Annotated in this window: 10 protein-coding genes; 7 read left to right on the forward strand and 3 right to left on the reverse strand. The window is 64.1% G+C overall.

The genetic code is table 11. The features are described from left to right. Positions 1-27 precede the first annotated feature (27 nt). Genes AOP79_RS01440 through AOP79_RS01455 form a run of 4 tightly spaced genes read left to right on the forward strand, consistent with a single transcriptional unit; the run spans position 28 to position 4,386 of the window. The gene (locus AOP79_RS01440) at positions 28-1,419 is read left to right on the forward strand and encodes an ABC transporter substrate-binding protein (protein ID WP_062069747.1); all 1,392 of its coding nucleotides are present in this window, start codon (positions 28-30) and stop codon (positions 1,417-1,419) included. A gap of 2 nt (positions 1,420-1,421) precedes the next feature. Beyond that, complete coding sequence (locus tag AOP79_RS01445; RefSeq protein WP_062069749.1) at positions 1,422-2,360, forward strand: carbohydrate ABC transporter permease; 939 nt, start codon at positions 1,422-1,424, stop codon at positions 2,358-2,360. Then, positions 2,357-3,223: a carbohydrate ABC transporter permease gene (locus AOP79_RS01450; RefSeq protein ID WP_062069751.1), complete on the forward strand. Its 867-nt coding sequence runs from the start codon at positions 2,357-2,359 to the stop codon at positions 3,221-3,223. The genes AOP79_RS01445 and AOP79_RS01450 overlap by 4 nt, the downstream gene beginning before the upstream one ends. Positions 3,224-3,228: 5 nt before the next feature. Continuing rightward, entirely contained in the window at positions 3,229-4,386 is a 1,158-nt protein-coding gene (locus AOP79_RS01455; protein ID WP_062069753.1) for an ROK family transcriptional regulator, read from the forward strand. Here the strand turns inward: AOP79_RS01455 and AOP79_RS01460 are convergent, their stop codons facing one another. Together AOP79_RS01460 and AOP79_RS01465 are read right to left on the reverse strand one after the other, a co-directional pair. Next, complete coding sequence (locus tag AOP79_RS01460) at positions 4,387-5,211, reverse strand: PHP domain-containing protein (protein ID WP_062069755.1); 825 nt, start codon at positions 5,209-5,211, stop codon at positions 4,387-4,389. A gap of 92 nt (positions 5,212-5,303) precedes the next feature. Next, a complete protein-coding gene (locus AOP79_RS01465; protein WP_152647956.1) occupies positions 5,304-7,148 on the reverse strand; it encodes a hypothetical protein in 1,845 nt (614 codons plus the stop codon). Between the two features lie 181 nt (positions 7,149-7,329). Between AOP79_RS01465 and AOP79_RS01470 the strand changes: the two genes are divergently transcribed. From AOP79_RS01470 to AOP79_RS01480, 3 genes are all read left to right on the forward strand, one after another. Continuing rightward, a complete protein-coding gene (locus AOP79_RS01470) occupies positions 7,330-8,700 on the forward strand; it encodes an aminopeptidase P family protein (protein WP_062069759.1) in 1,371 nt (456 codons plus the stop codon). A 161-nt stretch (positions 8,701-8,861) separates the two neighbouring features. After that, the gene (locus tag AOP79_RS01475) at positions 8,862-10,361 is read left to right on the forward strand and encodes a thioredoxin domain-containing protein (protein ID WP_062069761.1); all 1,500 of its coding nucleotides are present in this window, start codon (positions 8,862-8,864) and stop codon (positions 10,359-10,361) included. Between the two features lie 81 nt (positions 10,362-10,442). Next, the gene (locus tag AOP79_RS01480; protein ID WP_236683196.1) at positions 10,443-11,435 is read left to right on the forward strand and encodes an LLM class flavin-dependent oxidoreductase; all 993 of its coding nucleotides are present in this window, start codon (positions 10,443-10,445) and stop codon (positions 11,433-11,435) included. A gap of 82 nt (positions 11,436-11,517) precedes the next feature. On the opposite strand, the gene AOP79_RS01485 is transcribed toward AOP79_RS01480, so the two are convergent. Next, positions 11,518-12,918, reverse strand: a complete 1,401-nt coding sequence (locus tag AOP79_RS01485) for an aminotransferase-like domain-containing protein (RefSeq protein WP_062069763.1) — start codon at positions 12,916-12,918, stop codon at positions 11,518-11,520. Position 12,919: the final 1 nt, after the last annotated feature.

Raw genomic sequence — 12,919 nt, forward strand, 5'->3', positions numbered from 1 at the left:
CCACCCACCAAAGTGAGGAAGCGAAAGATGTCAACGAAGACACCCACCCGAATTCGTACGGTGGCCGTCGCCGGAGCCGCAGCACTGACGCTCGCGGCCTGCGGCAGCGGCGGAACCGTCAACGACGCCTCAGACGGCCTCCTGATGTGGACCCTCGAAGTCCAGCCAGACCGTCTCGAGACGCAACAATCAATCCTCGACAACTTCACCGAAGCGTCGGGCATCGACGTGGAACTCGTCCCCGTCGAGCAGGATCAACTCGCTCAGCTCATGGCCTCCGCGGCACTGTCGAGCGAAATGCCCGACGTCGTGGGCGGCACCACCTTGGGCCTCGTCCGGTCCTTCGACACGGAGGGTTACCTGAACCCCGACATCGCAGCGGACGTCGTTGAATCCCTCGGCGCCGACACCTTCACCGAGGCATCACTAGCACTCACCCAGGACGGCGATACCCAGTTGAGCGTCCCGGCCGATGCTTGGGCTCAGATTCTGGTCTACCGCACCGACCTCTTCGAGGAAGCAGGCCTCGAACCGCCAACGTCCTACGACGCCGTGATGGCAGCCGCACAGGAACTCACCTCCGGCGACCAGTTCGGAATCACGCTCGCTACCGATCCCTCAGGAACGTTTACCCAAGAGACCTTCGAGTCACTGGCACTGGGCAACAGTTGCGAACTCGTCGACGATGAGGGGGCGGTCACGCTCGACTCCGCCGCGTGCACCACGACCACGAGCCTCTACACCGACCTCGGCACTGACTACTCCCCCGCCGGAACCCAGACGGTCGAGTCGACCCGCGCATCGTACTTCTCCGGACAGTCCGCGATGATCCTGTGGTCGACCTTCCTCCTGGACGAGCTCGCTGGACTGCGCGACGACGCCGCACCAAGCTGCGACGAATGCACCACCAGCACGTGGCTCGCAGAGAACTCCGGCATCGTCCCCATGGTGTCCGGCCCCGACGCCACCGACGGTGGTGGCGCATTCGGTGAGATGACCTCCTTCGTGGCTTCCTCGGATGCCTCCCCTGAAGAGTCAACGCAACTCATCGAATACCTCATGACCGACGGCTACGTGGACTGGATGTCCATGGCGCCCGAGGGCAAGATGCCGGTCCGTCACGGTGACACCGCAGGGTCCACCGAATACCTCGACGCATGGAGCGAGCTCGAAGCCGGCGTCGACACCAAGATGCCGCTCGGCGAGATCTACTCAGAAGAGACCATCGCCTCGCTGCTCGATGTGACCGAAAGCATCTCCCGCTGGGCACTCACCGAAGGACAGGGCTCGATCATCGGCCCCCTGAACGCCGAACTGCCCATCTCGAAGGCCATCGCTGAATCCACGTCAGGATCCATCGACGCGGCAACCGCACAGGCCGACATGGTCGACGCTGTCACGGAAATCGCTGACAACTGATCATGACCACCACAGTCGACACTCGTCCGGCGGGGGCCCGTCGCTCCCGCCGGACCGAGTCCGAACGCCGGGACAATCGAGCCGGTTGGAGCATGGTCGGGCCACTCGTTGCCATCGTCACGATGGTCATCGTTATCCCGATCCTGTGGACCTTCATCCTGTCCTTTCAGGACGCGCGCTACTCCGACGTTGCACGCAACGGGCTCGCCAACCCCTTCACGCTCGACAACTACATTGACACCCTCACCTCGTCCGGGTTCTGGGAGTCAATCTGGGTCACCGTCGTGTACACCGTGTGCACAACCATCGGATCGATCGCCCTGGGGTACATCGCGGCCCTCGCCATGCGAGACCGCTTCCGTGGCCGTGGAATTATGCGGGCCGCGTTCCTGCTCCCGTATGTGGCACCCGTCGTCGCCACTGCCTACGTATGGAAGACGATGCTCAACCCCCAGTACGGCGTGATCAACGCCATGGGCGTCGAGTACCTCGGTTGGGACCAAGGCATCGACTTCCTCGGTCGCGAGCCCTACGCCCTCGCGACGGTCATTGTCTACGAGATCTGGCGTTACTTCCCATTCGCGTTCATCTTCTTCGCGGCAGCCCTCACCGGACTCAGCCGTGACGTCGAAGAAGCGGCGCTCGTCGATGGTGCGACCCCGTGGCAAAAGTTCTGGCACGTCATCACCCCGCAGATGATGCCGGTCATCGTGCTACTCACACTGCTGCGCATGGTCATGACCTTCAACAAGTTCGACGACATCTACCTGCTCACCGGAGGTGCCGCAGGGACCGAAGTGGCGGCCGTCCGGGTCTATGACCAACTCACCGGTTCCTCGGACATCGGTGCAGCATCAGCCAACTCCGTCATCCTCGCCATCATTCTCGCCATCGGCCTGGGTGCATACATGAAGATCACCAAGAGGATGAGCGCATCATGACCATGATCTCGTTTCAGACCACCCTGTTCCGGGTCCTCAAATGGGTCTTCCTGGCACTGCTGGCCCTCACCGTCATCTTCCCGTTCTATTACATGGTCGTGATGAGTTTTGTGCCCATCCAGGACCTGCTGCGGGAACCCCTGACACTCGTACCCGAGATTCAGCAACTCACCGTGGAGACGTACCGCCAGGTTGTTGCCCCAGAGAGCGAAGGCGGCTTTGGCTTCGCCCGCTTCATGCGCAACTCCGCAGTCGTCGCCACGGCAGCCACCCTGCTCACCATGGTGCTGGCCATCCCCGCGTCCTACGCCATGACCCGTATGCGCTTCGCGGGAAGCAAGAAGATCGGCGCGCTGTTCATCGCCGTCTACATGTTCCCGCAGATCATCATCGCTGTGCCCGTGTTTGTCGGATTCCAGATCCTCGGACTGGGCACATCATTGGTGGGCCTCACCATCGCGTACATCGCGCTCACAGTGCCCGTCTCGGTGCACATGCTGCGCTCATATCTGCGAGGCATCCCCGAGTCGATCGACGAGGCCGCCATGATTGACGGCGCCACCCGCTGGCAAATCATGCGCAAGATTACGGTGCCGCTGGCGATGCCCACCATCATCTCCACCGCCCTGTACTCGTTCATGATTGCGTGGAACGAGTTCCTCTTTGCACTGCTATTCCTGTCCGCAAAGCCCGAACTGTGGACCGTGTCACTGGGTCTGACACGCCTGGCAGATGGACAGGAAGTGTCGCGCACAATTCTGATGGCCGGTAGCGTTCTCATCACAGCGCCGATCATCCTGTTGTACGGACTCGTCGAACGCTGGCTGACCGAAGGCCTGACGGCGGGCGCGGAGAAGGGATAACTGGCGTGAAGCAAGGACCAGGCGACCTTCTGCACCTGATTCGCACAGGTGAAGCCACCACTCGCGGTGAGCTTCAAGCAGCGACTGGTTTGTCCCGGGTCACTGTAGCTAAACGGCTGGATGCTCTGGCCGACGCCGGCATCATCAGCGAGGCGGGCACCGGTTCAGCGACCGGTGGCCGCCGCGCTGGCACCTTCTCCTTCGCCCCGGCGGGCATCGTCATGGTTGCCGCACTCGACGCCGTCGGTGGCACCACCGCCGCTGTCGACTGCCACGGGACCGTGGTGATGCGCGGGAACATCAACACCTCTGTCGCACAAGGCCCCGAGGCCACGCTTGACGCCGTCGTTGAGGCGCTCAGGGCGCTTGCAGCCGAGGCGGAATTCGCCTGGACAACCGTGGTGGCCATCGCCATCTCAGTCCCCGGCCCCACGGACCCCACCGACCACCGCCTCAACGATCCGCCCATCATGCCCGGATGGTCGGGCTGGCCCATCATCGAATACGTCGGCGAAACCACCGGAGTTCCGGTGTACGTCGAGAACGATGCCGACGCGATGGCCTACGGAGAGGCCTTCGCTCACGGCACTCCCCCACGATCACTCGTGCTGGTGAAGGTCTCGGACTACATCGGTGCGGGTCTGGTGCTCGATCAACGAATCTTCCGCGGGGAGGATGGCAGCGCGGGAGACATCGGCCATATCCATGTGGGCGGCACTCGCACCTGCCGCTGTGGCCGGACGGGATGCCTTGCTGCCGAGGCATCGGGGGCTGCCATCGCCAAGGAAATGGCCGAGTCGGGATACGCCATCTCGCGCCCTGAGGCGATCGTGAATCTCGCGGCAGAGGGCGACACTCGCGTCACGCAGGAGTTGCGCCGCGCGGGCGAACTCATCGGGACTGTCGTGTCCTCGATGGTCAGCATGCTCAACCCGGCCACCCTTGTCATCGCGGGCCCGCTCGCGAGCCCTGACCTCATCGCGACCATTCGCTCCACGGTGTACGCACAGTCCCTCCCTCGCGCTACCCGTCACCTGACGATCCGTCCGTCTGAACTCGGGGACGATGCGGGAGTCGTGGGACTGGCCACGGTCGCAGTCAATGACTTTTACTCGGCGGAGTCCGTCAATCTCCGTCTCGACACCGAAACCGCGCCTGCGTAGTTAGCCGCGTGCCGCTTCGAGCCGCGCGAACTCCGCGGGTTCGGTGAGGTTCTCGCCGAGCACATTGGGCTTACCCGTGCCGTGGTAGTCCGAACTACCCGTCGGGACTAACACCAAGCGCGTCGCCAACTCGCGGAGCCGCCCCCGCTGCTCAGCAGTGTGGTCGCGGTGGTCGACCTCGATGCCCACCAACCCGGCATCACGCGCGCGCTCAATGACGCGGTCTGACAATTCAGCACCAGACCGCCCGGCATACGGGTGCGCAAGAACCGGGACACCACCGGCGGCACGCATTGTGGTCACCGCCGCGGTCAGCTCGGGCGCATAGTGGGGAACGTAGTACGCGGATCCGGGGCGCAAGAGTTCGGTGAAGGCCGCAGAACGATCGGGCACCACTCCTGCCGCAACAAGAGCATCGGCCACGTGGGGCCGGCCAAAGGTCTGAGCCCCGCCCGCCTGCTCCACCACGCTCTCCCAAGTAATGGGGTAGTCCCGTGCGAGGAGTTCAACAATGGCCTGCGTCCGGCCCACTCGAGCGTCACGCGTTTTCTCGACCATGGCGACTACACCCGGATCGACGCGGCGGTGCCAGTAACTCAGCAGATGCACCGACGTGCCACGCACCCGGGTCGAGACTTCCATGCCCGGAATGAACTGCAGCCCGAACGCTTCGGCGGCGGCAGAAGCCTCATCCCACCCTGCCATCGAATCGTGGTCACACAATGCGACCACGTCCAGGCCAGCCTCGACGGCGCTGGCCATCACCTCACGCGGCGCTTGGGTGCCGTCAGAAACTGACGAGTGGGTGTGGAGGTCGATGCGCATCGTTTCAGCCTAGTCTGCGGGATCTCCAGACATGACGATGCCCTGGTCACCTGCGTAGCGCAGGTGACCAGGGCATCGGCGTTCAGCGGTCTTTAGACCTCCATGCGGCGGCGCGCGATGAGCAAAGCGCCACCGAGGGTGATCAGCAGGGCGGCCGGGAGAACCAGACCGAGGTCACCACCGGTCTCTGCGAGCGAGTCAGTGGCGGCGGCATCGTCTCCGGCGTCAGCTGCTGTCACGTCGGCGGCGGCCGCTTCCTGAGTCTGGATGACCGGCAACGCCTCAACATCGAAGCTCACGGCGTGCGAGGTTTCGATGAGCGTCCGGCCGCCTACATTCGTCGAGCGCGGGTTTCCCGGACCCAAGGGCAGGTAGCCGGCCAGACGCACCTCAAAGGTGACGGTGCCCGAGCTGACATCAGCCTCAGTGACTTCATAGGAGAGCGTGCAGTCCACAGACCCGTTGACGGGCACAGTGCCGTCAGCCGGGATGTCGCAGTCAGCGGCAAGGCCGGACGGCGAGTCCACGCTCACAGTCACATTCAGAAGCGGGTACAGCGATGATCCGGGAACGGTGAAGCTCACGGAAACGACGTCCCCAGGACGTGCCACACCGGGGTTGTCCCCAGCCTTCCACTGCACTTCGCTACGTACCGTGGCCAGGTCTTCCAGGTCGGCACGACGGTCTGCCACGTCCTCCTCAGCAGTAGCCAGGCCGTCCACGAGTGCGACAATCGCGCGGAACTGCTCGCGTGCTGCGTTGCGCACATCTCGCGCGTCGTTGCGTACATCCCGTGCGTCGTCGCGAGCATCACGTGCATCGATGCGGGCCTGAGTAGCGTCACGCTTGACCTGTGCCAAGCGAGCGCGCTCGTCCTTGGCATCAGCCAGCGCCGCGGCAGCATCCGCTGCGTCCTGTTGCGCAGTACCAAGTGCGGCTTGTGCCGCGTCCACTGCAGCGTGCGCATCGGCCGCAGAACCGTCAGCGGCATCAAACGCCACCTGTGCGGTTTCCAGGTTGGCGTTGGCATTCTCGTATGCGACCTTGCGATCGGTGGCGCCAATGCCGTTTGCTACTTCGTTCAATGTGGTGACCCAGGACTGCAAGCCAGAGAGTCTAATTTCGGCGATGCCGATCTCGATACCAAGCTCGGCGCGCTCGCCAGCGTTGCTCACAAGGCACCACCAGTCTCCGTTGCAACTCGCCCGGAGCGCGTCACGCTCGGCCTTGAGGTCCGCTACTTCGCTCTGCTGAGTGGTGACCGCGTCCTGTGCGCGGGTGATCTCATCGAAGAGTTCCGCGATGGTGGCGGGTGCAGTGTCCACGGTGTACCAGACAGCAGGAACGTCGAACAGTTCCACGATGGGTGCGTTGTATGCACCTGCAGCGGTTTCCTGCGCGGTCTGTGCGGCAGTGAGATTGCCCTGCTCCGTGGCCTGAGTCGCCAACGCATCGGTCAATGCCGTCTGCGCGGCAGCCAGAACAGCCTCAAGTCGAAGCACCTCCGCCGCGGTGTCGCGCACTGCTGTGCGGGCCGCCGGAAGGACGGTGTTGACCTGGTTGTCGAGCGCATCTTGAGCAGCATCTTCAGCGTCTTGGGCCGCGGTGAACGCGCTCTGCGCGGCAGTCAGCGCATCGTTGGCGGTGTCGAGTGCATCCTGTGCGGCGTCACGTTCATGACGTGCTGCGGCTGCCAGCATGGTCAGCGTGCCGAACTCTGCGTCGAACGCGTCTGCGTGCGTGGTGACAGCGTCCCAGTCTGCATCGATGAAAGCTTGGTTGGTGGCATCTGCCGCTGCCTGAGCGGCGCTTGCCACGGCAGCGGGATCGATTGGTGCGGGTGCGTCGTCGGCAAGAGCCGGCGTCGCCACCACAAAGGTCAGTGCAGTCACGGCGCTGGTGGCCGCAACGGACGCGCGAAAGCGTGTCATTTTCATGTGTTTCTCCCCTCGATGGGGCAGCCCTCAGCGCATGCCCCTGGAGCACATTAGTCCGGAAACCGAGCCGACCACAAGCACAAAATCAGTCTTTTATCCAGGTAAACTGCAAATTCGTACGCGATAATATGTAAATGTCCGGTTCGCACTTTCCCGATATGAAGAATGAGACGATAGAAGCGTGAGCGACACAACAGATAACGCATCGAACAAGGCCCGTACCCTGCGGCCGGACAACGACGAGTTCAAGTCATGGATCGGCTCCCACTGGGCTGAACCAGACGACCTCTCCACACAACGCTTGGCGTCCGCGGTGTACGCGGCCCAGCGCAGGCATCGGCTCTCCGAAGCGTTCCCCGGCGAGCGCATCGTCGCACCCGCCGGCGACCTCAAAGTCCGCTCCAACGACACGGACTACCGCTTCTCCCCGTCACGAGACTTCGCATACTTGACCGGCCTCGGAAGCGACCACGAACCCAGCGCTGTCCTCGTCCTCGAACCCACGGACAACGGACACGACGCCACGCTCTATCTGGTGCCGCCAGCAAGCAAGGACGACGACGGCTTCTACACCGACCCACGCTCCGGCGAATTCTGGATCGGCCGGCGCCCGGGCCTCGCAGAGTTCGAAGCGATGACGGGCATCGCCACCGCTCCACTGGACCAGTTGCCAGAGGACATCGACCTCGAGGCCCACCCTGCCGAGGCCGTGGCAACCACCCTCGCCGAGATGCGCCTCGTCAAGGACGAATGGGAAGTCCAGCAACTTCGCGACGCAGTCGACGCCACCATCGCGGGATTCGAGCGGGTAGTCGGGCAACTCCCCCGTGCCATCGCACACAAGCGAGGCGAGCGCGTCGTCGAAGCAACGTTCGACGGCCACGCGCGCGAAGAAGGCAACGCCGTGGGATACGAGACCATCGCCGCGTCCGGCCCCCACGCCACCACCCTGCACTGGATCACCAATCACGGCCAGGTCCACGACGGCGACCTCCTCCTGCTTGACGCAGGCGTCGAGGTCGAATCCCTCTACACGGCCGATGTCACTCGCACCATGCCCGTCAACGGCCAGTTCTCCCCGGTCCAGCGACGGGTCTACGACGTAGTGCTCGAAGCGGCCGATGCCGCATTTGCCGTCGCTCGCCCCGGCGCCACGCTGCGCGAGGTGCACGAGGCCGCCATGGACGTGATCGAGCGTCACGTGACGAGTTGGGGAATGGTTCCTGAGGCCCAGGACGAAGATTCCCGCCTCTACCGCCGCTGGATGGTGCACGGGACATCACACCACCTGGGGCTCGACGTCCACGACTGTGCGCAAGCCAAGCGTGAAACCCACATCGACGGCATCCTCGAACCAGGCATGGTCTTCACCATCGAGCCCGGCCTGTACTTCAAGCCCGACGACCTCGCTGTTCCTGAGGAACTACGCGGCATCGGCATCCGCATCGAGGACGACATCCTTGTCACTGAGGACGGCATCGAGAACCTTTCGGCAGCACTGCCACGTGAAGCCGATGCGGTCGAGGCATGGATGGCGAAGCACCGCCTCTAACACCCCGGCACGCACGAACGGCAGTCGCGCACGAACGGCCGCGCCGTTCTCCTTACCTGACATCCGGTGAGAAGAACGGCGGGCCGGCCAGGGACTTAAGCCCCGCGTGAAACTACGTTTGCGCTCATACTCTGCGGTCACGACCACCAGAGGAGAGCGCCGTGACTGCAGCCCGCCGAGCGACACCGTCGTCGTCCCCTGCTTCGCGCACCGGAAGCTTCATCGTCGGACTGCTGCTGGCACTGGTGCTCCTCGGTATCGCAGGCGCCAACGCCGCGAGCGCCTGGATGAGCGCTACCCACAGCGACGCGGACGGTGTCGCCATCACCGCATCGGCCGCACATGCCGCCGCGCTCACCACCGATGCCACTCACGCCACCACGTCTGAAGCCACCACCTCCGACGTCACCCCCGGCATCGACCCCGATGCCGACATCGTCCTGTTTTGGGGAGACGGCTGCCCCAACTGCGAAAAGGAACGCGCCTGGCTTGAGAGCGTGGCAGATACCCACCCAGACCTGGTGATCGCCGAATACGAAGTGTGGAACAACGACACCAACCGGGACCTCTTCGCTTCCGAGGCGCAGCGGCTCGGTTTCGAAGCAGGCTCCGTGCCCACCACGATCATTGACGAACGCGTCTGGGTTGGCTGGACAGATGCCATCGAACAGGACATGGCGGGCGCAATCGCCATCATTGAACGCGGCGCAACCCCCACTGCCGGGGTCTATGGCACCGCCGGCGCAGGCACCTGTGCCGAGGACGGCGCCCTCTGCACCGCTGATGCCCCCGAAACCGTCATCGATGTCCCCCTGTTCGGCGACGTCACCGTGTCCGCGGACTCGCTGCTGATGTCGACCATCGTGATCGGCTTCGTGGACGGCATCAACCCGTGCTCGCTCTGGGTGCTATCGGTACTGCTGACGATCGTGCTGCGCACCAACTCACGCAAGCGAGTCCTCGCGATCGGCACAACGTTCCTGACAGTCACCGCCATCATGTACGCGCTGTACATGGCCGCGTTCTACTCAGCGCTTGCCGTGGTGGGAATGCTGGGCTGGATACAGATCGTCGTCGCGCTCATCGCGGGAGTGTTTGGCGTGGTGTCCGTGAAGGACTACTTCGCGATGGGCAAAGGAGTGTCCTTCACCATCCGCAAAGAAGACAAGCCAGGAATCTACTCAAAGATGCGTGCGGCGGCCGGCAAGAAGGCGCTCCTGCCGGCGCTGGGCGCGACCATCGTGCTGGCCGTCGGAGTGTCCCTCCTCGAAACCCCGTGCACCGCCGGCTTCCCAGTGCTGTGGACAGGCATGCTTCACGCCAACGGCGTAGGGCCCGCAGAAACCGCCGGGCTCTTCATCGCTTACATGGTGCCGTTCCTCCTGGACGAACTCATCATCTTTGGCATCGCAGTGGCCACCATGAAGGCCACCAAGATGCAAGACAAGCACGGCGAACTCCTCAAACTCTTCGCCGGCGTGACGATGCTGGTGCTCGCGGCCGTCATGGCCTTCGATCCCACGCTGATGGAGAACCCCTGGGCAGCATTGGGACTGTTCGCCGGCGCATTTGTGCTTGCGTTGCTGATCCACCTGATCACCGTGCGGGTCGTCGCGTCCAGACGAGTGAGAGCCGCATCACATGAAGGAATCTCCCAGTAGTAAGTGTCGTTGACGTCCATGCAGGGTTCTCTCGGTGCAGAGATCCCCGCTCAGAGTCATCCACTACCCGCAGGAGTTCCCTTGCCCACTCACGTGCCGCTGTCCGTTCTCGACCTCGCCCCGATTGCGGACGGCCAAACCGCCAGCGATTCGCTCGCTCACTCGGTGGCGTTGGCGCAGGCGGCCGAGCGCGCAGGCTATGAGCGCGTCTGGTACGCCGAGCACCACAACATGGCACGCATCGCCTCCTCGGCTACCAGTGTGGTGATCGCCCATGTGGCCGCGAACACAGAGTCGATTCGCTTGGGCGCTGGGGGCGTGATGCTCCCCAATCACTCCCCGCTCACGATCGCCGAACAGTTCGGAACGCTGGAAGCGCTCCACACTGGCCGCATTGACTTGGGACTTGGGCGGGCTCCCGGCGGCGACCGCGCAGTGTTTGCAGCTCTGCGTCGCACCCCAGAATCGTCCGACCGCTTCCCCCAAGATGTCCTGGAACTCCAGGGATACCTGGGCGACACCTCCCGCGTCGAAGGAGTAGACGCGACCCCCGGCAAGGGCTCTCATGTACCGCTGTACATTTTGGGTTCGTCACTGTTCGGCGCCCAACTGGCCGCACAACTCGGACTCCCGTACGCCTTTGCCTCGCATTTTGCACCGGCCGCTATGACGGAAGCGATTGCCGCCTACCGCGAGGGTTTCACGCCGTCCGAGCAGTTGGCTGAGCCCTACGTGATCTTGGGAGCGAACGTGTTTACCGCCGACTCGACGGAGCGTGCCGAAGAGCAGTTCCTGTCCTCTCGCCGCTCACGTGTCCGGTGGATGATTAAGCGCGGGCCATCGACCCCGGACTATTCCGATGCGGACATTGATGCCTTCCTCACGACACCCCAGGGCGCTCAACTCGCGGACATGATGCGGTACACCGCGGTGGGCACTGGCGAAGAGAACTGCCAGTGGCTCGATGACTTCGCCGCGACACATGGCGCGGACGAGGTCATCACGGCACACGGCGCGGTGGAGGCCGACGCACGGGTCGAGTCAGTGCGGCTCATCGGCACCGGCGGCGCGTGAAGTGGAAAGAAATGCCCGTTATGCCTCGACAAAACAGCGGAATGGAGCCATTTCGCGAAAGAGGGAGGGGTGGGAGGGGTGGTTAGGCAGCGCGGTCGGCCAAGACCTTGACGCCCAAGCGCATATCTTCCGCTGGCAGATAAAACGGCAACCGGAAGTATGACGTCCCGCCCCCGGGAGCGACCTCGAAGGCGCTGCCGGGAGCGACGGGCACTCCCGCATCCTCGGCCCGCGCCGCGAATCGATCCGTGTTAATGCCGGGAACCTCGACCCACAAGCTGGGACCGCCATCAGGCATGCGCACCTTCCACTCCGGCGCATGCTCGCGCATGGCATCAACGGTGGCGTCGAGCGATTCGCGCAGTGCCTCGCGGCGCCAGGCCAGGGTCTCGTCGTAGCAATCAGCCATGAGTTCACGCGCAATGCGCTGCATGAACCCCGAACTACCCAAGTCCATCGCGGCCTTACGCTGCCGCAGATGTGCCGCCAACGTGGCATTGGTGAGCAGCCAGCCGATGCGCATTCCACCCCAGAACACCTTCGACAGCCCGGAGATGGTGACGACGGACGCTCCCGTGCCAAGCGAGGCGAACGGCGGTGCCGCCTGTCCCCCCAGCGCGAGGTCAGCGGTGATGCGGTCGTCAATCAGCGTGGTCTCGGTGGCCGCGGCGGCTTCCGCAATCGCCTGCGCGCCAGCAGGTGTGAGAGTGGTGCCCGTGGGGTTGTGGAATGTCGTCACATACGCAACGCCAGGTCTGGCGGCGCGCAACAGTTTGACCGATGCCAGCACATCGAGTCCGTCGGGACCCATGGGAAGTGCCAGCGGGCGCGATCCGGCCGCAGAGATTGCGTCAAACACTCCGGGATACGTGACCGATTCGAGCGCGACCGGCGAGGTGGGCCCTGCGAGCGCGGTCAGCGCAAGCCACAGCGCCTGTTGTCCGCCGCTGGTAATCACCACTTCGTCAGGGTTCGCATCGATGCCGTCGGCGCGGAGCCGTTCCACCACGACCTCCACCAACTCTGGGTCGCCGAGCGCGGCGTAGCCCGTTCCAAAGGTCGGTGACGACTCGAGCGTGGCGCGCGGATCAGCGAACGCTTCGACGACGGAAGGCGCGGGTGGCGGGCAGGCAGAGGACAGGCCCACGAGTGGGGCCTGCGCGCCGGGGAGGATCTTTGCGAAGCGGTCTTGGAGGCTCATGGCGTCGAGCCCCCGAGCACGCGAGCCCAGCGTGGGTGCTGCTCCTGCGCGTACATCCAGCCAATCGTCATCTCGCAAGTGCTGATAGGCGGCCGTGACGGTATTGCGCGACAGGTGCAAAGACTCGGCGAGGGCTCGCTCGGAGGGAAGCCGGGTGCCGTGTTCGAGCGAGCCCGATTCCGCGAGCGAGACGATGGCGTCAGCAAGCTGGATGTACAGGGGCCCCGTACCGGAGCGCCAGTGGTCGAGGACGTCGCGAAGCTGATCTGCTGTGGTGCGCATG

Source organism: Demequina sediminicola, assembly GCF_000975055.1.
Lineage (GTDB): Bacteria > Actinomycetota > Actinomycetes > Actinomycetales > Demequinaceae > Demequina > Demequina sediminicola.